Genomic DNA, 21058 nt, shown 5'->3' with positions numbered 1-21058 from the left:
GCGTTTTTCCTGTCAGTTGATATTCGTTTGCGAACCCTGACGTTTCGTTAATGTTGGAAATGTCATTTAAGGGGCGCGAAAGTGATATTAATCAATGATTCACTCTCCTTTCTCTCCCACAATCCCCGTATGTTTTCTTGGTTCGGATGTGATGTGAGCCGTTCGTATCTCAATAAACGCTACTATGTGCTGGTCCCCCTCTCTGCATTGATTGGTTTGATGATCCTGATAGTGACGATCATCATGGCTATTGCCAGCTATCTGAGGGATATCGACATGACGGTATCCGGCTTCGGCCACATGGCATCCTCCGTTGAAGCGTCTCTGATCCACGAGATGGTGAAGGTCAATGAGCGGCAACTGGCGGTGCTGGAGGCCTCGCTCGACAAGGAGAAGATCGCTCGCGGCGGGCTGGCCGACTCCCCCATCTGGGCCATTGCGCACAAGATCAAACCAGGCAACCACTACATCTACTTTTACAACCTGAACGCGGATCGTATCGACAGCTACCCGGACTGGCTACCGCCCCCCGGTTATCAGGCGGCGCTGCGACCCTGGTATCAGGTGACCACCATGCCGGGCGACGAGCTCGTCTGGTTTGGCCCCTACCCTGAATACAATACCAATGAACTGATACTCAGCCTGATTAAACGGGTGCGGGACGATCAGGGGCAACTGCTGGGGCTGCTGATGGTCGACATGTCATTCGACTCGCTGCAGCAGGCGCTACAGCGGGCGGTTGGCGGCAATCAGGCCGCACTCTATCTTACCTTGCGCGACAGCGGCCAGCTGGTGGTGGGCAGCAATATGGATCTGCTGGCAGATTACCCCATCGAGCAGCATCAGGGCCAGCAGTGGCTCGGTCTGGATGTGTTGTGTCATGGCACTTTCCTTAAGCGCGAGCTGGCGGATATTGGCTGGGATCTCAATATCTATCTGCCGCCCGTGCTGTTTCGCAACAGCCTCTATGAGGCGCTGCAGATGGTGGTTTTACCATTGATCTCCCTGTTTGCCATCTGGTGTTGTACGCTGAGTCTGCTGGTGCGGATCTTCCGCCAGGAGCAGGCGCTGGTGTCGGGTTCACTGACCGGTATCGTGCGCAATCTGGAGAGTTCTCCCCCCATCACCAAGGCCAATACCTGGTTTGTGCGACGCAGCCTGAACGAGATCGATCAGGTCAGGGCCAGCTTCCTCAAGGGGCAGGATGCGCTGTTGCGGGACCCTCTGACCGGTATCATGAACCGGCGAGCCTTCGAGCAGCACAAGAGCGCGCTGGAGCTGAGGGGGGAGCGCTTCTGGCTGCTGCTGTTTGATATTGATCACTTCAAAGGACTCAATGACAGTCGGGGTCATGCCTTCGGCGATCAGGTGCTGTGTCGGGTGGCCAATTGCCTTGCTGATGTGCTGGGGGTGAGCACGGTTTACCGGATTGGTGGCGATGAGTTTGCCGCTCTGCTGCAACAGCCGCAGGATGAGTTGGCGGAGAAGCTCAATTGTCTGCTGGACGTGGTGCGACATCAACAGTGGCGTGAGCACAAGGGACAGGTCACCTTGAGTATCGGCGGCGCCTGCCATTCACCCGTTGCCGACCCCATCTTCGAGCGTGCTGATGCAGCCCTTTATCGTAGCAAGGAGGCTGGCCGGGACTGCTGGCATCTGGCGGATGAGGCTGCTGACTGACAGCTTTTGTCCCAGCGCGGCGGGTCTGTGCCGGGACACGACAACCAGATTGTGGGTCACTCTGCCGTAATAGTTTGGCTTTTTGGTGATTTTAATCTTTAAATTCAATTGCTTGATTTTACTCTTCCATTCTGGGCGGTGGCCGTGCGGCCATTGACTGTCGCATCCCTCATTTCTGCTGGCTGGCGAACCCCGTGGCGCTTTGTATAGTGCCGCTGAATATTAATCAGGTTTGACAGGAGTACCCATGGAGATGAATTCGCGTGCTCTTCGCGCACTGGCACTGCTGGGCGCCTTGCTGGCTGGCAGCACGACCGTGCATGCTTCCGAGACCCTTAATACCATTCTGGGTGGTGGCGCAGGTGGTGTGGCGGGCACCATGATCGGCAAGGAGCTGGGTGGCGATACCGGTGCGCTGGTGGGAGCGGCGTTGGGCGGTGCTGCCGGTGGGGCTGCGACGGCCAACAAGGGCAACAAGAATGAAGCGGCCCTTGGCGGCGCGGTGGGGGCGCTGGGCGGTGCAGCCATCGGCAAGAGTGTCGGTGGTGATACCGGGCAGCTGATCGGCGCCGGGGTCGGCGGGGCGAGCGGTTCGGCCATCGGTGCCAAGACCGGCGATGGCCACAAGAGCAAGGATCGCTATTACGATGATGACGATGATCATCACCATCACAAGCACCACAAGAAGTACAAAAAGCATAAGAAGCACAGATGGCATGACGACGATTGATGCGTGTGCAGTGAGTGCGGAAGATGCAAAACGGGGCCTGTTGGTCCCGTTTTGCATGGTGTGGTCACTCGATTTTGCGGTGACTCGCTCGTGCGGTTACACCAGCCGGTGCTGGCGGCGACCGGCGGCAAAGGCGTTGATGTTGTCGATCAGCTGATCGGCGAGACGCTGCATCGACTCTTCGCTGGCCCAAGCTACATGAGGGGTCAGAATGAAGTGGGGGTATTGCAGCGCTTTCATCAAGGGGTGGTCGGGAGGCGGGGGTTCGACGCTCGCCACATCGAAACCGGCGCCACCGAGGCGGCCGTTGGCCAGCGCTTGCAGCAGCGCCTCCTCATCCACCAGCCCGCCACGGCCGACGTTGATCAGCAGGGCGCCCGGTTTCATCAGATCCAGCTCCCGCTCGCCAATCAGGTTGCGGGTGTAGGGAGTGAGCGGGCAGTGCAGGCTGATCACATCCGAACTTTGCAGCAACTCGTCGAGGGGTAAGCGGTCCTCGTCGTGACTGGCGCCGACCTGGCTCTGGGCGTAACGCACTGTCATCCCCATCCCTTTGGCCCGCTCGCCGAGCGCCTGTCCGAGCGTCCCTTTGCCGATGATGCCAAGCTGCTTGCCGTGCAGATCCATGATGTTGTGGTCGAAGAAGCAGAACTGGCCGCTCTGTTGCCAGCGCCCCTCCAGCAGCGACTGGCGCCAGCAGAAGAGGTTGCGCGACAGGGCCAGCATCAGCGCCATGGCGTGCTCCGGCACCGAGGGGCCCGAGTAGTTGCGGATATTGCACACCCCGACGTTGGCGGCGCGGCACGCTTCCAGATCCACGTTGTCGCTGCCGGTGGCGGCCAGGGCGATGAGTTTGAGCTCTGGCAGCAGGGCCAGTTCGGCGGCGCCGATCCGTACCTTGTTGATGATAGCGATGCTGGCATCTTTGAGCCGTTCCACCACCTGTTCCGGGGTAGTACTTGGATAGCTCTGCCAGTGGTGGGGGAAGTCGGGGTGATGCAGGGTGATGCCCGCATCCAGGGTATCGCTGTCGAGAAACACAATCTGCTGCATGAGCCTTCCTGCCATTGTTCAGGTTTGAGAGGCCATGATGCCAAAGAGGATGCAGTCAGGGCCAGCCTGCCGCTGTGTCATGGCTGGGCTTTATCCGGCAGATGTGAGCTTGAGCGCTTTATTGCGCCACGCTAGTGGCCGGTTTAGAGCCAGCCCAGATGGTTGAGCCAGCCCTGAATGCGGGTGGGTGTCTCCTCCAGTTCCATCAGGGCGTAAGGACGATAGTTGAGCTTGTGGCTGCGTCGGCTCTCGGTCCGGCGTGCTTCGGCCGCCAGCAGGGGCCAGCGACCGCCATCCTCCTGATAGAGGTCCAGGGTGGGGATGGCCGCCTGAGCCACCTGTTTGGCCAGGGTCTGGTTGCTCTGCTGGTTGGGGAAGAAGCCATCGAGCAGCACCAGCGCGTCGGGGGCGGGCAACTGTTCGCTGGCGATGAGGTTGGCAGTCCAGGCGGCGCCGGTACCTTGCGCCAGGATCAGCTTGAAGCCCCCCTCCTGCAGCTTGGCATCGGCCAGCTTGCTGATCCGCTCGGCAAACTGCTTGCGAAACTCATCGCTGTTTTTCGCTTTTTTCTCGGCGGCTGGGTCCAGTTCTGTCTGCTGGGGGGAGGGCAGCAGCAGCAGGGTATCAAAGCCCAGTCGGCCGAGAGCGCGAGTCAGTTGCCAGAGCTGGCCGCTGCGCTGCCAGTCGGGCAGTAAAATGGCGAGCCCCAGATAGTTTTCACTGTCGTGTTTGGCGAACAGCACCGTCTGCTTGTCGATCTGGGTGGCATCGGGTAGCCCTTTCCAGTCGCTGGCTTGCCAATGGTCGAGGGGCATTGGCTCGGCAACGGGGGGCGCAACCTCGCTCGCCTCTGCCCCATGGCCAGCCAGCAAGGTCAATAACAGCAGTGATAAGGATAATCTGGCCATAGTGTGCTCCCCCGGTTATCTGGGTTAGCGGCGGCGGCGGGATTTTCTGAAGGCGGGCGGTGTGATGGCAACTCGGAGGCAATAAAAAAGCGAGCCGTTGGCTCGCTTTTTTGCAATCAATTCAAAGCGGTCAATTAGTTGACGCGACGCTTGAATTCGCCGGTGCGGGTATCGATTTCGATCTTGTCACCGATCTCTACGAAAGCGGCAACAGCCAGCTCGTAGGTAGTGCCTTTCAGACGGGCAGGCTTGGTCACTTTACCGGAGGTGTCGCCACGGGCAGCCGGCTCGGTGTACTCAACTTCGCGCACGATGGTGGTCGGCAGTTCTACGGAGATGGCTTTCTCGTTGTAGAAAGTCACTTCGCAGATGTCTTCCATGCCGTCTACCAAGTAGTTCAGCACGTCACCCAGGTTGTCTTTCTCTACGTCGTACTGGTTGTACTCGGTGTCCATAAAGACATACAGGGGATCGGAGAAGTAGGAGTAGGTGCACTCTTTACGTTCCAGCTGAACTACGTCCAGCTTGTCGTCGGCCTTGAAGACGGTCTCGGTAGCGCTGCCGTTCAGCAGGCCCTTCAGCTTCATTTTGACCACGGCGGAGTTACGGCCGGATTTGTTGAATTCAGCCTTCTGAACCACCATCGGCTCGGTGCCGATCATGACTACGTTACCAGCGCGGATTTCCTGTGCGGTTTTCATGTAAAAAATTCCTGTTCGTGAAACGGACGGATAAAAACTGCCAGATTATATACGGCTTTCTAAAAATTTCACCAACCGTGTGACGAGATCCCCATCCCGGAGCAACTTCTGTGACCAGCTTCGCCCATGTTGCTGCCAAATGGCGCTATATCGGGGCCATTGGGCCCAAAGTTCGCGGCAATCTTCACCACGGTTGAGAGCCAGATTAAAGCGGCGCAGCCATTGGCCGCACTCGGCGGGTAGATCGGATAAGTAGTGGTCAAGGAACTGCTCCAGCTTGACCAGATGGGCCTCCTCCTCCTGTTGGTAGATGTGCCAGAGGAAAGGACGAGCCGCCCACTGGGCCCGTACGAAGGAGTCCTCCCCACGCACCAGATTGAGATCGCAGCTCCAGAGCAGTCGATCGTAACCGGCCTGATCGGTCATCGGCAGCAGCTTGATGGTGAGGTTGCCCGAGTGGAGCAGATCCCCCGCTTTGGCCGCAGGGATGGCATCAGTCAGACCGGCACCGGTGAGCACATCGTTGAGAGAGCGCCCCAGCGGCAGCAGCAGGGTGACGGGCGTGGCGCTCTGGCACCAGCTCTCGACCAGGCTCTTCAGCGCATCGCTCTCGTAGGTAAAGAGGCTGACCCGCAGCTCGTGCTCTTGTTTTGGCGGCAAATCGAGACTGGCCCAGTAGGCTGCCAGTCCCGCATCATCTTGCTGCCACTGCTCCCGTTCGGCGATGAGGTCGCGTTCGCACAAAAGGCCGCCGGTTTTAGCGGTAAAGCCCGGGAAGAAGAAGTATTTGTTGAGGCTTTTATTGCCAACCCGCTGGGGCGAGGCGAGGCCGTGGCAATCCTCTACCCAGCTCTCCGCCGAGAGGTACTCCAGATTGATCCAGCATGGGGGGCTGGGTTGGCTCGCCATCAGTTCTATGAAGGGGGTGGGCAGTTCGCAGGCAAAGGCTTCGATCACCACCCTGGCCGGTGTCATGTCGGTCGGCAGGGACTCATGCCAGTGCTGGATATAGATGCCATCGACCCACTGGCCATCCTGCGCCGGGTCGAGACCCGGACAGATGCGGGCAAAGCTTGTCAGATCGTCCACCCAGAGCCGCACCTGAACCTCATTGCTAGGTGCCGCAATATTCCCCTCCCGTTTTAGCTGGCGGGCGAGTCGCCAGGTGACGCCGATGTCACCGAAGTTGTCGACGACGCAACAGAAGATGTCCCAGTCAAACGGGGGCAGGGGAGTTGTCATGGCTCGGGATCCCAGATGCAAAAAAACCGGTGCGCAGGGTAGCACACCGGTTGACTGGCTTCTAACCGTCAGCGTGTGACGGCGGTCTGTGGCAGGTTACTCCTTGCCGTAGACGTTGTTCTCTTGCTCGCGTACCCGGATAAAGGTGGTGCGCTTGGTGAGCTCTTTCAGCTGGCTGGCACCCACGTAGGTACAGGTGGAGCGCACGCCGCCCAGAATGTCGCGCACGGCGTTCTCGACCGGGCCGCGGTAGGGCAGCAGTACGGTTTTACCCTCGGAGGCGCGGTATTCCGCGACGCCGCCGGCATGTTTGTCCATGGCGCTGGAGGAGCTCATGCCGTAGAACTTCATGAAGGGTTCGCCGTCTACATCGACGATCTCGCCACCGCACTCCTCGTGGGCTGCCAGCATGCCGCCCAGCATGACAAAGTCGGCACCGCCACCGAACGCTTTGGCGACGTCGCCCGGGCAGGTACAGCCGCCGTCACCGACGATCTGGCCGCCGAGGCCGTGGGCCGCATCGGCACACTCGATGATGGCGGAGAGTTGCGGATAGCCGACGCCGGTCTTGACGCGAGTGGTGCAGACAGAGCCCGGGCCGATGCCAACCTTGACGATGTCGGCGCCGGAGAGGATCAGCTCTTCGACCATCTCGCCGGTCACCACGTTGCCCGCCAGAATGACGTGGTTGGGGCAGGCTTCACGAATTTTGCGCACGAACTCGACGAAGTGTTCGGAGTAGCCGTTGGCCACGTCGACACAGATGAAACGCAGCGCTTCGGACATGGCGAGGATCTGGCGGGTCTTGGCGAAATCTTCAGCCGAGGTGCCGGTGGAGACCATCACATGGCCCAGCAGCGCCGGGTCGGTCTCGTTGACGAAAGCTTGCCACTGCTCAAGGCTGTAGTGCTTGTGTACCGCGGTCATCATCTCGAAACCGGCCAGCGTGCGCGCCATGGCGAAGCTGCCGACGGTATCCATGTTGGCGGCGATAACGGGTACGCCTTGCCATTGGGTCTGAGTGTGTTTGAAGGTGAACTGACGGGTCAGGCTTACTTGGGAACGGCTCTTGAGAGTAGAGCGCTTGGGGCGGAACAGGACATCCTTGAAACCGAGCTTCAAGTCTTCTTCGATACGCATTACAAATTCCTTATTGAGCCTTGTTGAAAGTCACTTTTGCAGTGGCAAATTTTCGGCAGGCGCAAAAAAACCGGTGGTTTTCAGGCCCTCCGGTTTACAACAGTGTAGGCAAAAATCCCTTCAGAACAAGACTGATAATTTGTAAATCCTTGTGGTAGCCTTTGGCGTCACAACCTGAGGTTAACCACCAGTTTCATCCAGCACCGTTCGGTGCCTTGCTCTCCTTCGATATTCCCGCCCGCTTGAGCCGCCGTTCGGCCACTCTTTGTCGTCTCTCTCCTGACCCGCCAGATATTATCCAAGTAGCTGAAATAAATCGGATTGACCCACAATGGGACTGTGGTAGATCTGGGCGCAGGATTGACAAGGCAGGGCAGTAAAATGGGCAAGATGATGGTGGGGATCACCCTGATGCTGGCACTGTGTGGCAGTGCGCTGGCAGAGACCCCGACCAGCTATGGCTGGATCGAGAAGGGACTTATTTTGCCCACCGGCGTGGCGGTAAAGATGAAACTCGACACCGGGGCGCTCACCTCTTCCCTCGATGCACGCTCCATCACCAGATTCAAACGGGATGGCAAGCCCTGGGTGCGCTTCATGCTGGTGGTAACTGATGCCGACAGCGGCAAGCTGGTCAAGCAGCAGTTCGAGCGGCGGGTCGAGCGCAGCGTGACGGTGCGCGGAGCGGGCGGCATGGAGCAGCGGCCAACGGTGACCATGTCCATCTGTCTGGGGGACAAGGTGTATGAGGAGTGGTTTACCCTGCGGGATCGCAGCAAGATGATCTATCCGGTGCTGCTTGGCCGCCGCCTGCTGGCGGAGCTGGGCCCAGTGGACTCCAGTCGAACCTTTACCGTGCAGCCAGATTGTCATTGAAAGTAAAGAGCCCGCATCGCGGGCTCTTTACTTATCGCTTATCTTGCCGGCGGGAGCGGGAGTAACACGCTCACCTCCAGCCCCCCTTCCGGCCGGTTGTGGACATCGAGGTCGGCGCCGTGCAGCTGGGCAATGCGCGAGACAATCGCCATGCCGAGACCCACGCCATCCCCCTGCTGGGGATTGACCCGAAAGAAGCGTTCATACAGCCGGGGCAAGGCGCTGGCGGGAATGCCGGGGCCGTTGTCACTTACATCCACCCTTACCCGGTTGCCCTCTCGCTGAACCCGCACCCTGATCTCGCCCTCCGGCTGGGTGTAGCGCAGCGCATTATCGATGAGATTACTGAACAGCAGGTCGAGCAGGGTGGCCTGCCCCATCACCAGCAGTGGCAATTCACACTCCAGCGACAGCTGCTGCTCCTTCTTGAGGGCAATGGGAGCAAGCGTTGCCAGGGTGCCTTGCAGCAGGTGGCCCACCTCCAGCTCGGTCAATACCAGCCCCTGTTGGTTGTCGATACGGGCCTGGGTCAGCAGTTGGCGGATCAGCCGATCGCTGCGGTCTAGGGCTTGCAGCATCTTGTGTAGGGATTGCTGGCGGCTCACTTCATCTTCGGCAGCCAGGGCATTTTCACTGTGGATCCGCAGCACCGCCAGCGGGGTGCGCAGCTCGTGGGCCGCCTCGTTGGTGAACTGCTTCTCCCGCTCTATGGTCTCCGCCAGCGCCTGCATCAGCCGGTTGATCTCGTTGGTGAGGGGGGTCAGCTCCTGAGCGCTTATCTTGAGGCTGAGCGGGCTCAGGTTGGCGGGGTGACGTTCACTGATGGCCTGGGCCAGCTGACGCAGGGGGGCTAGCCCGCGGGTGATGAGCCACCAGAGCAGGGCCAGCAGGAGGGGCAGGGTGATCAGCAGCGGCAGCATGGTGAGGGTGGCCATCTTGCTGGCCAGTTCGCTGCGCTCGTCGTCCCGCTCGGCCACCACCAGCCAGGTCTGCTCCTGCTGGTTGTAGAGAGTGAAGGTGCGCCACTGGTGATTATCTTTTTCGACCGTGTCAAAGCCGATGGCCAGGGTGACCAGCGGCTGATCCGGGGCGCTGGGGGCACGCAGCAGCAGGTGGCCATTTTCATCGAGCAGCTGGAAGTAGAGATTGCGTTCGAACTCGTGGCCGTAGGGGGTGATCTCCCGATCCTCGCCGGTCAGGTTGAGGCTGGGGTCTTTTTGCCACTCATCGGGATTTTGCGCCTCCCACTCCTGATAGACGGTGCCGTTGGCGGGCAACTGCCCCTGCTGGGCCATATAGCGGGCCAGCAGCTGGTTGGTGATGCGCGCCGACTGGGCGAGGCGGGCATCAAACAGCTCCTCCATTTCGTGGCTCGCCTCCATGTAGCCGATAAAGGCGCTGATGGTGAGACTCAGACTCACCAGCGTCAGGATACCGGTGAGCAGAAAGCGGCGAATGGAGCGGGGGCGTTTCATCGTGCGGGTGTCCGGCTTGGCTGTTCGAGCTGGGGAATGATGTAACCGACCCCGCGAATATTGCGGATGAGGTCGCTGTAGAACTTCTTGCGCAGATGGTGGATATGCACCTCTACCGCGTTGCTCTCGGCCCCTTCATCCCAGCCGTAGAGGCTCTGTTGCAGCTGGTCCTTGCTCAGCACCCGGCCGCTCTGGCTGATCAGCTCCTGCAGCAACTTGTATTCGTGGGGGGTGAGTTTGACCGCCTCCCCCTGATAGGTGACCTGCTGGGATTCGGGATAGATAAGGATATCACCATACTCCAGCACCGCCTGAGCCTGCCCCTTGCTGCGACGAACCAGGGCGCGCAGGCGGGCGTTGAGCTCCTGCAGGGCGAAGGGCTTGACCATGTAGTCGTCGGAGCCGGCATCGAGGCCGACCACCCGATCGTCCAGCGCATCGCGGGCGGTGAGGATCAGCACTGGCAGCTGGTGTCCTTCACGCCGCAACTTGCGCAGCAGGCTGAGGCCATCGATGTCGGGCAGGTTGAGATCGAGGATCAGGGCGGCGAATTCGTCGCTCTTGAGGGCTGCCAGAGCGGGCAACCCCTGTTGCAGCCAGTCCACCGTGTAGCCGCTATGGCGCAGTGCATCCTGCATGCCATCCCCCAGCATCACATCATCTTCCACCAGCAGGATCCGCATTCTTTTCTCCCTGTTTGTTGGGTGTGGCGATCTGGCTCAGCGCCAGGGCATGCCGTGGCATAAACAACCCTACCCACCAGTATGCAAGCTGGTGGGCAGAGTTTAAATAGTTCTTTGATCCATCAGGGTTTTATAGCTTGGCCAGCCGATCGCGGATCTCCATTCTGCGCCCTTCGTCGGCCACTTCGCGACCCGGGCGGGCCGGGGCGGCCAGCGCCTTGTCGAGGTAGGTTTTGGCCTCGGCCTTGCGACCCTGATCCAGCAGGAAGTCGCCATAGAAGAAGTTGGGGTCGATGCCATCCGGATTGATGGTCAGCGCCTGCTTGAGCAGCTGTTCTGCCTTTTCGTCATCGCCAAAGCCGACCGGCCAGCCGGGCACCTGATAGTAGAGGGAGCCCAGACTGGTGTAGGCAGAGCCGTCCAGCGCTTTGGGATCCTGCTTGAGCGCCAGCTCCAGCTTGGCCTTGGCCTCTTTCACCAGCCCCAGCGCTCCCAGCCCGCCCTTGGCGCCAGCCCAGGTGCTCTTGACGATGGCCGACCAGATCAGCAGATCGGCGCGAAAGGGCTCCTTGGCGCTGGCCGCTTCGGCCTGGGTGCTCAGGGTTTCGAGGCAGCTCTCTTTCGTCTTGCCGGTCTGTTGATACTGGCAGACGGCCCACTGTTGCTGGATGGGGACGAGGGCATCACCCGCGGCCATGACCGAGGAGGACCCCAGCAGGATGGCGATGGCACAAGAGGTCACTGATTGACGGAAAAAGTTCATATTAATGCTCCTTCTTGGTCGGGATCGGGCGGGACAAGTCTGGTTGTGGCGCACTGTTGGCGCCGGCATCAGCCGTCCCTGGCTGAAGATGACGGGCATAACGTTTGATGATCGGCAGCTGTCTGGCCAGCGCCTTGTCGACGATGCCGGGCAGCAGGGCATTGAGCCGCACGAACAGTTTTTCCGGCCAGCCGAGCCAGCTGCGGCGGGTTTCGTTGCACAGGGCGATGACCGCCTCTTCGGCCACCTCCTGCGGGCTGTCGGTCTGGGTGCCGAGCGCTGCATTCATCTCGTAAGCCGCTTCGGAATTGAGTTTGGTGCGGGTGGCGCGGGGGGCAAAGTGCAGCACCTTGATGCCGCTCCCCTCCAGCTCACGTCCCAGCGCTTCGCTAAAGCCGCGCAGGGCAAATTTGCTGGCGCAGTAGACGCTGTAACCGGGGTAGCCGATGCTGCCCAGGCTCGACCCCATGTTCATGATGATCCCCGGCTTGCGCATGGTTGGCAGCAGGGCACGGGTGAGCTGGATGGGCGCCTCGATATTGAGCAGCAGTTGGCGCTCCACCTGCTCGAAGCTCTGATCTTCCAGCCAGGCAAACTGGTTGCAACCAGCGTTGTTGATCAGGATGTCGATCCCGTCCTCCAGCGCCGGGTGTTGCAACAGCTTGGCCCGCTCCTGCGCAGAGCCGAGGTCGGCGAGCACCACCTGATGGCGCTCGGGATGAGGCAGTGACTTGCACAGCCGCTCCAGTGCCGGGCCGCGACGACCGTGCAGCAGCAGGTGTGCCCCCTGGGCCGCCAGCTCCTGCGCCAGCTCTTCACCTATGCCACCGCTGGCGCCGGTGAGCAGCACGAGTTTCCCTTCAAGGTTCATGGTATGGATTCCCTTTTTGCTGTCTGCTGATCCGCTGCCGACTTACGGTGTGGCGGTGAGGTTGTAGAGCATCTCGCCATAGAGGCGGTAGACCACCTTGGCCCCGTGGATGATGGCGGCCTGATCCGCCGGACTCTCGACCCGATCCATCAGGGATTCAAAGAACTTGAGGTGTTCCTGATCCAGGGCGCCATGGGAGCTCAGGTAACTCATCGCCTGGGGTGGCAGGCCGAGGCCCTTTTTCAGCTGGTCGGCGACGGTGAGGGCGATGGCCACACTGGTGCCTTCCAGTACCTGCACCATGCCGAAGAAGCCCATGGGGTTGCCGCGCTGGATCTGGTCATAGAGGAAGGCGACCATCAGCTCGATGGGCAGCCCGGGCTGGCCGTGGCGCACCGTCTCGGCATCACCGCCACAGGCGCGGATATCGTTGAGGATCCACTCCTGATGGCCATACTCCTCGTCGATGTACTCGGCAATGGCGCCACGCACCCACTCGTACTCCTGACCCAGCTTGCCGCCGGTGGCCATCAGGAGCGGAACTGTGTGGCGCACGTGGTAGTAAGCCTGCGCCAGAAAGGCGAGATAGGTGTCACGGCTGATATCACCACGGCGGCAGGCTTCGATGATGGGGGCGTTGAACAGATGCTCACGCTCCTGGGCTGTGGCTTGTTGCAGAGTCTGATAGAAGCTCATGACGATTCTCCTGTAAGGCATTGGCTGATTTGCCGGGAAAAGTGTTGGTAAATCTCGTTGCGACGGGGGCGCCCGTTGGCGGTCAGCAGGCCGGGATGCTGGTCGAGTGCCACCGGCAACCAGTAGTGCAGGCGGGCGTAATCGGGCAGCCGCTGGTTCAGATCGGCGATCTGGCGTGGCAGATCCGCCTCTTTGCCCGGCAGGGGCTGGATCAGCGCCACGTTGGCAGGCTGACCATCGCCAAAAACCACGATGCGGGCGATGGCGGGGCAGAGCTGGGCCTCGGCTTCCACCCACTCGGGGGAGAAGTTGCGGCCAAAGGCGGTGATCTGGACATTCTTCTTGCGCCCGGTGATATGGAGGTAGCCCTCATCATCCAGATGACCCAGATCGCCTGTGGCGATCTGCATGGCAGAAGGTTCGCCAGTGGCAATCTGTTCGGGAGTTGGTTCGTTGCTGCCGAGATAACCCAGCATGGCACTGCCGATCACCATAATTTCGCCGTCGCTGGCGATGGTGACCTGACAGTGGGGCAGGGGGCGGCCGACGCTGCCGGGCTTGTCAGCATCCGGGCTGTTGAGCGCCACCACGGAGCCGCACTCCGAGAGGCCATACCCTTCGTATACCGGCAGGCCGAGCTGGCGGGCATGTTTGATCAGGTCGGGTGCTACCTTGCCACCACCGACGGCAATAAAGCGCAGGCTCTTGAGCTGCTGGGCCAGCGTCGGTGTGCTGGTGCAGAGCGCCAGCAGCAGGCGCAGCAGTTCGGGCACCAGCACCAGACTGTGGGTCGACCAGCGTAGCAGCGCCTCCCCCAGCATGGCTGCATTGAGCGAACTGGATCCGGTGAAACCGAGCTCCCCGAGGGATGGAATGCGGCTGCATGCGCCGGTCAGCAGCGGCACATAGAGGCCGGTGATGTTCTCAAGCAGGGTCGCCAGCGGCAGCAGGGTGAGGTGTTTTTCCACCTTGGCTGGCGCGACCCGCTCGGCCAGCGCATGGCTCACCGCCATCATCTGGGTCAGTGACAGGCAGACGCCCTTGGGCTGGCCCGTGGTGCCGGAGGTGTAGGTGATCTTGGCGGTGCCCTTGGGCAGCGCTGGTCGATTGGCCGGGGTATGGCGCCAGAGCGGCAGCTCGCCGGTGATTAGCGAGAGCGGTTCGGCGGCATGCCACCCCTGATGATGTGGGCCCACCAGCGCATCGGCGCCACTGCTCTCCAGCAACCAGGCCTGCTGGGCCTGACTGAAGAAGTGAGGTACCGGGATCACCACGATACCGGCGCGGGTGCAGGCGAGATCCAGCAGCGCCCAGGGCAGGCCGTTGTCCAGTTGCAGCGCCAGACGGCTGATGTCGAGCTGTTGCAGCTGGCTGGCCAGACGCTGGATCTGTTGCCACAGGGTCTGGTAATCGAGACGCTGCAGGCTGCTCAGCAGCGCAGGGGATTGCGGAGCCTCGTGGGCATGTTTGGCGATGGCGTCGAACAGGCTCATTGGGCGCACCTTTTTTGATGGGGCTGGTTATCACTGCTCTTGCCGGCATCGTCAAACAGGGTAGGCATGGGGGCCAGCAGATTGAGCAGCAGGCTGCGCTGGGCCAGCACCTCGCGCCCCTGATTGATGTCGCCCACCATCACCTTGGGTTGGCAACGGTAGTACTCACCCCAGGCATCGGCGTCGGCCCCCACCTGATGGGCCTGTGCGGGGGCCAGCTCCACCGGATTGAGTTGCAGGCGGGCAAAGCTGTTGCGCAGCTTGGCGGTGCCGGTAAAGACCACGTAGTCGAGGGCGTTTTCACATAGCAGACGACACAGGGCCGCGAACATCAGGCGGGCATTGCCCGGTTCGCTGCAGGCCAGATTGCCCACTTCGATAATGCGGTTGCGTGCCGGATAGACTCCTAGGCGGGTGTTGATGGCGGCCTCGATGGGTTGCTCCAGATACTGTTCCAGATAGAGAGCCCCCTCACTGGCATGATTGAGACCACAGGCACCGACCAGCGTCCCGTCCGCCCGATAGAGCCCCAGCAGACAGGGGAGGAAATGGGGGATGCGGGCGTTGAACTCGATGGTGTAGGCGGCCTGGATATAGGTTTGCAGTGCCATGACCTGCTGCGGGGACTTGGCTAGCAGCAATCGGTAGGGGGCCTGGATCTCGATGGTCATGGGTGACTCCTTCTCTTGCGATGGTTTGAGAGTTAAAGGGCAAACTTAAGAAACCCTTAAGGAGCAAAAAAAGTTGTCAGCGAGGCAGCGGGCAGGCAATCTGCGCCGCTGTTATCCAACAGGAAGCCACCAAGAGGAACCGTCATGTCATCCACCGTCAGCTGCCCCCTGTGTGCCAGCCATCGCAGTTATCCCCTGCCGGTGGCGGGCAAGCGCTATCATCGCTGCCTCGCGTGCGAGCTGGTCTGGCTGGATGAGGCGGATCATCTGGATGAGGCGGCGGAGAAGGCGGTCTATGACGGTCACGACAATCGGGTGGATGATCCCCGTTATCGCACCTTTCTGATGCGGGCCTTTGGTGAGGTACTGAGTCGGGTGCCAACTCCTGCAAGTGGCCTCGATTTTGGCTGTGGCCCGGGGCCGGCGCTGGTGGCGATGGGGCGTGAGGCGGGTTACGACATGGTTGGATATGATAAGTTCTATGCCGATTTTCCCGAATTGTTGGAGCACCAGTACGACTTCATCACCAGTACCGAGGTGATCGAGCATATTGCCGAGCCGCGCACGGTGCTGGCGCAGTTGTGGGATTGCCTCAAGCCCGGCGGCCTGCTGGTGCTGCAGACCCAGCGGGTGCTCGGTGACGAGCGGTTCAAGAACTGGCGTTACCGCCACGATCCTACCCATATCGTCTTCTTTGCCGAGGCGTCGTTTCGGGTGCTGGCTGCTCGCTGGCAGGCCGAGCTTGAGTTGCCTCATGCCGATGTGGCGGTATTGCAGAAAGGCACGCCCTGAGGCGTGCCTTTTTCTGTTGCTCGTTGGTGGGTTACTGGTCGTAGCCCTTGTCTTGCCACTGGTAGTACATCAGGGCTGACTTGACGCCGATTGACTTGAACGGCTCCGGCGGTAGCCACATCGGCAGCGTCTGCTCGGCGTGGTTGAACCAGGGGTGCTCCTTGCCCTGATAGAGGCTGGCCACGATGTCGCCAAACAGGAAGGAGAGGTTGATGCCATGGCCGTTGTAGCCGAGGGCGTAGTAGATGTTCTTGTGATCCCCCATCACCCCCACTGCTTCGGTGCTGTCGCCGGTCATGCCGAGTACCCCGTCCCACACCTGTTCAAACTTGATCCCCTTGAGGGCCGGATAGAGTGTCACCAGCTCTTTCATCATCATGGCGCTGACCCGGTTGAGGTCTCCCTTGTAGTTGAGGCCATCGTTGAAGACGTACTCGGCATTGCCACCGCCGATGACGATCCGGTTGTCCGGGGTCAATACCAGATGAAACAGGATGTTGCGGGTGTCATAAAAGGGCATCCGGCTCTGCCACTGGATGGCGTTGAGCTGGTCCCGGGTAAGCGGTTCGGTCACGGCGCTCTGGGCGTGTACCGGAAAGACCCGGCCGCTGAAGTAGCCAAGTTTTGAGGTGTAGCCGTTGGTCGCCAGCACTATGCTGTCGGCGGTCACCTTGTACTTGTCGGCCACGTTCAGTTCGATCTGCTTCCCCTCTTTGATCCCCAGCACCGGGCTCTGTTCATAGATGGTGACGCCCGCCTGCTCCACCGCCTTGTGCAGGGCGTTAACCAGCTTCATGGCGTGTACCTGACCGCCATTGGGGTCGTAGACGGCCCCCACATAGCGGTCGGTGCCGAGTTTCTCTTCGGTGGTGTCGGCGTTCCAGTATTGCAGCGGGATGCCGAGGCGATTGGCGGTTTTTACATAGTCGCGGTACTCGGGAATATCCTCCTCATCGAGGATCGCCTCCACATAACCATCGAGCCTCATATCGGCATCGATGCCGGTCGATTCAACCAGTGCTTGCAGCTTGTGCATGCTGGCGACCGTCAGATCATAGTGGCGCTTGCTCGCTTCCCCCTCTTCATAGAGGTCCATCACCTCGGAACCCGGCAGCACCATGCCGCCATTGCGGCCCGAGGCGCCGCTGCCGACCTGTTTGGCCTCGAAGATGGCAATCTTGAGCGACGGATTGGCCTTGGCCAGATGCCAGGCGCTGGAGAGGCCGCTGTAGCCGCCACCTATGATGGCGATATCCACCTTCAGATCTTGTGCCAGCGGGGCACTCTCCTCTGCTGGTTTCTCCTTGAACCAGTAGCTGGTGTTGGGCTCAAAGTCGCTCATTTTGGGGCCGCAGGCGGCGAGGAAAAAACAGCTGATACACATGGTCAACGCTCGTTGGCAGAGGGTGGTCGGATTCATCTTCTACTCCGGTTACAGATACAAAATATCAAATCATTTCATCGGGTTGGGCGGTGTTGACCCGGCGGCCTATGTCTCTCAGCCGGGCCAGCTGATCGGCAAGACCGGGCCCCTCATCCAGGCTGGTGACAAAGTTCCAGAGGTAGGTCATCACAGCATAGACATGGCCTGCCGAGACCTGGGGTTGGGCCATCAGCATGGTGATGGCCAGCAGGAACAGCAGGGAGGCGCTGATGCCGACCGCCAGAAAAGCGAGCGCCTCCCGATCCGAAATCCGGATACGGAGCCAGGCCAGCGCGCGGTAGTGGCGGGCGAGGCTGGCTGGCTGGGCATGGGTGACCAGCTTGACCTCGTGTTCCAGCCGATCGTTGAGCCGCTCGTGCAGCAGCTGGTTCTTGCGCGAAAAGCCGGGCAGCAGCAGGCCGAACAGCAGCAATACCCCCATGCAGGCGATGCCGACCCAGAACTCGATCACCATCAGCATCACGGCCGCCCCGACGATGGAGATCAGGCTGGTGGCCAGGATCGGGATATGTTTCTCGAAGAAGTCGACAAACTCCCGCGCCAGGGTGACCCGCGCCACTATGGTGGATTGCCCCTCCTGCTGCTGGCGCTGGGTCAGGATCACCGGCACCGCCAGTGCCGCATAGATATGGGTAAAGGTGCGGGTATCGACCGCCCGGCGCAGGGCGCCGATCAGCCAGAACAGCAGCACGATGAGGGCGTAGCTCGAGGCCTGCCACCACTGGCCCTTGACGATGGCGTCAATGGCAAAGCCGGCGAACAGGGGGTAGACCACCAGCAGGATGTTTTCGAGGGCCACCAGCGAGAAGGTGCCCGCCAGCTTGAGGGGATTGGCCCGCGCAATCGCCCCCAGCGAACGACCGGCCGAGTGTGGCAACGGCGTAGCCTGCTCGTCGCAACTGGCTGCCGAAGTGGTTGGTGTTGTCATGGGTTATCTCCTAAGATGTCGGAAACGCTAAGTTTGAGCGAGTGCTCAAAGTTTGTTTGAGCGACTGCTCAAAGTCAAGCAGAACGATGGATATCGCAGGAGGTCAGATGGCACGCCCATCAGCAGAACAGCGCAAAGAGATGATCATCGAGGCCGTATTGGCCCTGTTTCGAGAGAAGGGGATGGCGGCATCGTCAACCCGTGATATTGCCGAGCGCACCGGTCTGGCGCGCAGCCACGTCTACCACTACTTCAAGGATTGGAAGGAGCTCTGCCTCTGCGCCGTGGAGCGTTTCACCTATCAGGAGATCGCCGAGCAGCGGGAGTGGCTGTTGCCGCTGCCGGCCCGCGAAGCGTTGCCGCTCTTTGTGCGGGACAACCTGCCGACCAGTCAGGATGCCTCCTGGGCCATCTATCTGGATGCCTGGAACGAGTCGCTGCGCGACCCTGTGTTTGCCGAGAGCTACCGCAAAATCATTCTGGCGTGGCGCGAGGTGCTGGAGCAGATCCTGCAAAAGGGGATCGACAGCGGCGAGTTTGTGGCGGGCGATGCCCAGCGACTGGCGCGCCAGATCACCTCGCTCATCAACGGCTATGCCGATGACCTTATTCTGGAGCCGACCCCCGAGACGGTCGAGGCCACTTATCAAGAGATCATGCTGGTGGTCAATCAGCTGGTCTTGCCCCCGGCTCACTCATAGCGGCGCAGGCACACAAGGGAGGGGAGGCATGTCAGCGTGGTACCTCCCCCGGTTTTGTTGGCCATCCGCCGGGCGCGCGATGGTCAGATACCAGGGAGCGGTTGTTGATGTCGATTACCCATTTGTCACTGCAAGATGCCCGTCATCTGCAACTGGCGGCGCAAGGGCTGCTCGCCCCCTGTCGCAGCAAGGCGACACCGGCTGATCTGCTGGCCACCATCCGCCGCATGGCGCTGCTGCAGATCGATACCATCTCGGTGGTGGCGCGCAGCCCCTATCTGGTGCTCTTTAGCCGCCTTGGCCAGTACGAACCGCGTTGGCTGGAGCAACTGCTGGCTGACGGCGAGATCTTCGAATATTGGGCCCACGAGGCCTGCTTTGTGCCCCGCGAGGATTACCGGCTGCTGCGCCACCGGATGCTCGACCCTGCCGCCATGGGGTGGAAGTTTTCGGCCAACTGGCTCGCTACCCATCAGCAGGAGATTGGCCAGCTAATCGAGCGTATTCGTCAGCATGGCCCGGTGCGGGCGGCTGACTTTGAACGCACAACCGGCAAGGGGAACGGCTGGTGGGACTGGAAGCCGGAGAAACGTCATCTGGAGGTGCTCTTTACCACAGGTCAGCTGATGGTGCGGGAGCGACGCAACTTTCAGCGGGTCTATGACCTGGCCGAGCGGGTCATCCCCGAGTGGCGTGACGAGCGGGATCTGCCGAGCTTCGAGCAGGCGCAGCGGGATATGGTGCGCGCCAGCTGCCGGGCGCTGGGGCTGGTCAAAACCGGTTGGGTTGCGGACTACTACCGGCTGCGGCGCGGCAAATACGATGACCTGCTCCATCAGCTGGCGGACGAAGGGGAGCTGTTGCCGGTATGGGTGGAGGGGTGGCAGCACGGCGCTTTTGTGCACGCCTCACTGGCCGATGAGCTGGCAAGGGCACAGGCGGGCACCCTCAAGGCAACCCATACCACGGCCTTGTCGCCGTTTGACCCGCTGGTGTGGGATCGCAAACGGGCCAGTGAACTGTTCAACTTTGACTATCGCATCGAGTGCTATACCCCGGCCCCCAAGCGCCAGTATGGCTACTTCGTGTTGCCCTTGCTGCATCGTGGCAAGCTGGTGGGCAGGATGGATGCCAAGGCCCATCGCCAGCAGGGGATCTTCGAGATCAAGAGCCTCTATCTGGAAGCTGGTGTGAGAGTGACCCGCACGCTTGCACAGGATCTGGCGAAAGCCCTGCAAAAGCTGGCTGACTGGCACCAGACCCCGCAGCTCCGTTATGGTGCCATTCCGGCCAATTTGCTGACGTTGTGGCATGAAAGCGCCCCTGCAAAGTGAGCAAAATCCCTTCTGGGCTAAGCTGCAAGAGGGATAAACAGTTCGGGAGCGGGAGATGACACGAGCGACAACATGGTGGGCGGGATTGGCGATGGCCATCTTGTCCCACGCGCTATGGGGGCAAGAGCCACCAGTGAAGATCTGTCTGGGGGAGGGTAACGAGTGGGCCCCCTTTACCTACTGGGAGCGTAAGGATGGGGTGCCCGATACCAGCCGCCTGACAGGTTCGGCGACGACGCTGGTGCTCGATGCATTGCAACAGAGCGGGCTCTCGCACCAGATCCGCTATCTGCCCTGGGCGCGGGTGCAGCAGGAGCTGGCGGATTATCGCCAGAATGGTCTGTGCGAGCTGACCTGGGATGCCAGCTACAAGCCGGAGCGGGCCGAGTTTGCCTTCTACAGCGTTCCCCTCTACTACACCCACCTCGGTTTCTTCTATCTCAAGCGCCGCTACCCCGAACCGCCAGATCTGCAGACGGTCAATCGTTCCCGGGTGTGCGGGGTGATTGGCTACAACTACACCCCCTACGGGCTTGCGCAGGAGCCACGCCGGGTCAAACAGTTGCAGCAGGCGCTCGATATGCTGGAGCGGGATCGCTGCGACTTTCTGCCAAGCGAAATCGAACCTCTGGTGGCAGGCATCAGCCTTGGCATTTACCGCAGCGAGAGCGGGTTGCTCAATCTCGCCCTGCCCAGCCGCAAGGGATTCTATCTGCTGGTGAGCAAGGGCTCCCCCCGCGCCCACCAGCTGGTGAATATCCTCAATCAGTCGCTGGTGGCGTTTCAGGAAGGGGGGCATACGGATGAGGTGATGCGCCGCTTCTTGCCACCAATGGAGTAATAGCGAAGGGGTGCTGTCATTCTGGGGAGCAGATAA

Annotated in this window: 21 protein-coding genes; 7 read left to right on the top strand and 14 right to left on the bottom strand. The window is 60.8% G+C overall.

What is annotated here, in order from left to right:
* The first annotated feature begins 129 nt into the window (after positions 1–129).
* Positions 130–1680: a sensor domain-containing diguanylate cyclase gene (locus L972_RS10200; protein WP_052200045.1), complete on the top strand. Its 1551-nt coding sequence runs from the start codon at positions 130–132 to the stop codon at positions 1678–1680.
* A 247-nt stretch (positions 1681–1927) separates the two neighbouring features.
* Positions 1928–2410: a YMGG-like glycine zipper-containing protein gene (locus L972_RS10195; RefSeq protein ID WP_047438004.1), complete on the top strand. Its 483-nt coding sequence runs from the start codon at positions 1928–1930 to the stop codon at positions 2408–2410.
* A 96-nt stretch (positions 2411–2506) separates the two neighbouring features.
* Here L972_RS10195 and L972_RS10190 read toward each other — a convergent pair whose 3' ends face one another.
* From L972_RS10190 to L972_RS10170, 5 genes are all read right to left on the bottom strand, one after another.
* Complete coding sequence (locus tag L972_RS10190; RefSeq protein WP_047438001.1) at positions 2507–3463, bottom strand: D-2-hydroxyacid dehydrogenase; 957 nt, start codon at positions 3461–3463, stop codon at positions 2507–2509.
* A 143-nt stretch (positions 3464–3606) separates the two neighbouring features.
* The gene (locus L972_RS10185) at positions 3607–4371 is read right to left on the bottom strand and encodes a DUF3530 family protein (RefSeq protein WP_047437999.1); all 765 of its coding nucleotides are present in this window, start codon (positions 4369–4371) and stop codon (positions 3607–3609) included.
* 134 nt (positions 4372–4505) lie between these two features.
* Positions 4506–5072, bottom strand: coding sequence for an elongation factor P (gene efp, locus L972_RS10180; RefSeq protein WP_005362323.1), 567 nt, complete (start codon positions 5070–5072; stop codon positions 4506–4508).
* A 45-nt stretch (positions 5073–5117) separates the two neighbouring features.
* Positions 5118–6314 carry an elongation factor P maturation arginine rhamnosyltransferase EarP gene (earP, locus tag L972_RS10175; RefSeq protein WP_047437997.1) on the bottom strand — a complete coding sequence of 399 codons (1197 nt, stop codon included), beginning with the start codon at positions 6312–6314 and terminating at the stop codon, positions 5118–5120.
* 96 nt (positions 6315–6410) lie between these two features.
* The gene (locus L972_RS10170) at positions 6411–7454 is read right to left on the bottom strand and encodes a GMP reductase (RefSeq protein WP_005348017.1); all 1044 of its coding nucleotides are present in this window, start codon (positions 7452–7454) and stop codon (positions 6411–6413) included.
* A 381-nt stretch (positions 7455–7835) separates the two neighbouring features.
* Here L972_RS10170 and rloA3 point away from each other — a divergent pair, with 381 nt between their 5' ends.
* Positions 7836–8330, top strand: coding sequence for a retropepsin-like aspartic peptidase RloA3 (gene rloA3 / locus L972_RS10165; protein WP_081990717.1), 495 nt, complete (start codon positions 7836–7838; stop codon positions 8328–8330).
* 38 nt (positions 8331–8368) lie between these two features.
* Here the strand turns inward: rloA3 and L972_RS10160 are convergent, their stop codons facing one another.
* The 7 genes from L972_RS10160 to L972_RS10130 all read right to left on the bottom strand — a co-directional run bounded on the left by L972_RS10160 (position 8369) and on the right by L972_RS10130 (position 14982).
* Positions 8369–9805, bottom strand: coding sequence for an ATP-binding protein (locus tag L972_RS10160; RefSeq protein ID WP_047437995.1), 1437 nt, complete (start codon positions 9803–9805; stop codon positions 8369–8371).
* Positions 9802–10488 carry a response regulator gene (locus tag L972_RS10155; RefSeq protein ID WP_005335091.1) on the bottom strand — a complete coding sequence of 229 codons (687 nt, stop codon included), beginning with the start codon at positions 10486–10488 and terminating at the stop codon, positions 9802–9804. Before L972_RS10155 ends, L972_RS10160 begins: the two co-directional genes overlap by 4 nt.
* Before the next feature lie 130 nt (positions 10489–10618).
* The gene (locus tag L972_RS10150) at positions 10619–11251 is read right to left on the bottom strand and encodes a tetratricopeptide repeat protein (RefSeq protein WP_047437994.1); all 633 of its coding nucleotides are present in this window, start codon (positions 11249–11251) and stop codon (positions 10619–10621) included.
* 1 nt (position 11252) lies between these two features.
* Complete coding sequence (locus L972_RS10145) at positions 11253–12122, bottom strand: SDR family oxidoreductase (RefSeq protein WP_042082681.1); 870 nt, start codon at positions 12120–12122, stop codon at positions 11253–11255.
* A 42-nt stretch (positions 12123–12164) separates the two neighbouring features.
* Entirely contained in the window at positions 12165–12818 is a 654-nt protein-coding gene (locus L972_RS10140; RefSeq protein ID WP_047437991.1) for a TenA family transcriptional regulator, read from the bottom strand.
* The gene (locus L972_RS10135; RefSeq protein WP_047437984.1) at positions 12815–14311 is read right to left on the bottom strand and encodes an AMP-dependent synthetase/ligase; all 1497 of its coding nucleotides are present in this window, start codon (positions 14309–14311) and stop codon (positions 12815–12817) included. The genes L972_RS10140 and L972_RS10135 overlap by 4 nt, the downstream gene beginning before the upstream one ends.
* Positions 14308–14982 carry a thermostable hemolysin gene (locus L972_RS10130; RefSeq protein WP_047437982.1) on the bottom strand — a complete coding sequence of 225 codons (675 nt, stop codon included), beginning with the start codon at positions 14980–14982 and terminating at the stop codon, positions 14308–14310. The genes L972_RS10135 and L972_RS10130 overlap by 4 nt, the downstream gene beginning before the upstream one ends.
* A gap of 144 nt (positions 14983–15126) precedes the next feature.
* Here L972_RS10130 and L972_RS10125 point away from each other — a divergent pair, with 144 nt between their 5' ends.
* A complete protein-coding gene (locus L972_RS10125) occupies positions 15127–15774 on the top strand; it encodes a class I SAM-dependent methyltransferase (RefSeq protein ID WP_047437980.1) in 648 nt (215 codons plus the stop codon).
* Between the two features lie 31 nt (positions 15775–15805).
* Here L972_RS10125 and L972_RS10120 read toward each other — a convergent pair whose 3' ends face one another.
* Together L972_RS10120 and L972_RS10115 are read right to left on the bottom strand one after the other, a co-directional pair.
* Positions 15806–17194 carry an NAD(P)/FAD-dependent oxidoreductase gene (locus tag L972_RS10120; protein WP_047437978.1) on the bottom strand — a complete coding sequence of 463 codons (1389 nt, stop codon included), beginning with the start codon at positions 17192–17194 and terminating at the stop codon, positions 15806–15808.
* Positions 17195–17222: 28 nt separating this feature from the next.
* Positions 17223–18146 (bottom strand): ABC transporter six-transmembrane domain-containing protein, encoded by a 924-nt coding sequence (locus L972_RS10115; RefSeq protein ID WP_047437976.1) that lies wholly within the window; start codon positions 18144–18146, stop codon positions 17223–17225.
* Between the two features lie 107 nt (positions 18147–18253).
* Between L972_RS10115 and L972_RS10110 the strand changes: the two genes are divergently transcribed.
* From L972_RS10110 to L972_RS10100, 3 genes are all read left to right on the top strand, one after another.
* On the top strand, positions 18254–18847 hold the full coding sequence (locus tag L972_RS10110) for a TetR/AcrR family transcriptional regulator (RefSeq protein ID WP_047437975.1): 594 nt from the start codon (positions 18254–18256) through the stop codon (positions 18845–18847).
* Positions 18848–18954: 107 nt separating this feature from the next.
* The gene (locus L972_RS10105) at positions 18955–20181 is read left to right on the top strand and encodes a winged helix-turn-helix domain-containing protein (RefSeq protein ID WP_047437974.1); all 1227 of its coding nucleotides are present in this window, start codon (positions 18955–18957) and stop codon (positions 20179–20181) included.
* Between the two features lie 55 nt (positions 20182–20236).
* Positions 20237–21022: a substrate-binding periplasmic protein gene (locus L972_RS10100; protein ID WP_047437972.1), complete on the top strand. Its 786-nt coding sequence runs from the start codon at positions 20237–20239 to the stop codon at positions 21020–21022.
* The last annotated feature ends 36 nt before the right edge of the window (positions 21023–21058 follow it).

The sequence above is a fragment of the Aeromonas sp. ZOR0001 genome, from assembly GCF_000801015.1.
Classification (GTDB): domain Bacteria; phylum Pseudomonadota; class Gammaproteobacteria; order Enterobacterales; family Aeromonadaceae; genus Aeromonas; species Aeromonas veronii.
This window is presented reverse-complemented; position numbering and strand designations above follow the sequence as displayed.

Coding starts and splice junctions, on each gene's coding strand:
- L972_RS10200 (WP_052200045.1), top strand. CDS start 130: ATGTTTTCTTGGTTCGGATGTGATGTGAGCCGTTCGTATCTCAATAAA.
- L972_RS10195 (WP_047438004.1), top strand. CDS start 1,928: ATGGAGATGAATTCGCGTGCTCTTCGCGCACTGGCACTGCTGGGCGCC.
- L972_RS10190 (WP_047438001.1), bottom strand. CDS start 3,463: ATGCAGCAGATTGTGTTTCTCGACAGCGATACCCTGGATGCGGGCATC.
- L972_RS10185 (WP_047437999.1), bottom strand. CDS start 4,371: ATGGCCAGATTATCCTTATCACTGCTGTTATTGACCTTGCTGGCTGGC.
- efp (WP_005362323.1), bottom strand. CDS start 5,072: ATGAAAACCGCACAGGAAATCCGCGCTGGTAACGTAGTCATGATCGGC.
- earP (WP_047437997.1), bottom strand. CDS start 6,314: ATGACAACTCCCCTGCCCCCGTTTGACTGGGACATCTTCTGTTGCGTC.
- L972_RS10170 (WP_005348017.1), bottom strand. CDS start 7,454: ATGCGTATCGAAGAAGACTTGAAGCTCGGTTTCAAGGATGTCCTGTTC.
- rloA3 (WP_081990717.1), top strand. CDS start 7,836: ATGGGCAAGATGATGGTGGGGATCACCCTGATGCTGGCACTGTGTGGC.
- L972_RS10160 (WP_047437995.1), bottom strand. CDS start 9,805: ATGAAACGCCCCCGCTCCATTCGCCGCTTTCTGCTCACCGGTATCCTG.
- L972_RS10155 (WP_005335091.1), bottom strand. CDS start 10,488: ATGCGGATCCTGCTGGTGGAAGATGATGTGATGCTGGGGGATGGCATG.
- L972_RS10150 (WP_047437994.1), bottom strand. CDS start 11,251: ATGAACTTTTTCCGTCAATCAGTGACCTCTTGTGCCATCGCCATCCTG.
- L972_RS10145 (WP_042082681.1), bottom strand. CDS start 12,122: ATGAACCTTGAAGGGAAACTCGTGCTGCTCACCGGCGCCAGCGGTGGC.
- L972_RS10140 (WP_047437991.1), bottom strand. CDS start 12,818: ATGAGCTTCTATCAGACTCTGCAACAAGCCACAGCCCAGGAGCGTGAG.
- L972_RS10135 (WP_047437984.1), bottom strand. CDS start 14,311: ATGAGCCTGTTCGACGCCATCGCCAAACATGCCCACGAGGCTCCGCAA.
- L972_RS10130 (WP_047437982.1), bottom strand. CDS start 14,982: ATGACCATCGAGATCCAGGCCCCCTACCGATTGCTGCTAGCCAAGTCC.
- L972_RS10125 (WP_047437980.1), top strand. CDS start 15,127: ATGTCATCCACCGTCAGCTGCCCCCTGTGTGCCAGCCATCGCAGTTAT.
- L972_RS10120 (WP_047437978.1), bottom strand. CDS start 17,194: ATGAATCCGACCACCCTCTGCCAACGAGCGTTGACCATGTGTATCAGC.
- L972_RS10115 (WP_047437976.1), bottom strand. CDS start 18,146: ATGACAACACCAACCACTTCGGCAGCCAGTTGCGACGAGCAGGCTACG.
- L972_RS10110 (WP_047437975.1), top strand. CDS start 18,254: ATGGCACGCCCATCAGCAGAACAGCGCAAAGAGATGATCATCGAGGCC.
- L972_RS10105 (WP_047437974.1), top strand. CDS start 18,955: ATGTCGATTACCCATTTGTCACTGCAAGATGCCCGTCATCTGCAACTG.
- L972_RS10100 (WP_047437972.1), top strand. CDS start 20,237: ATGACACGAGCGACAACATGGTGGGCGGGATTGGCGATGGCCATCTTG.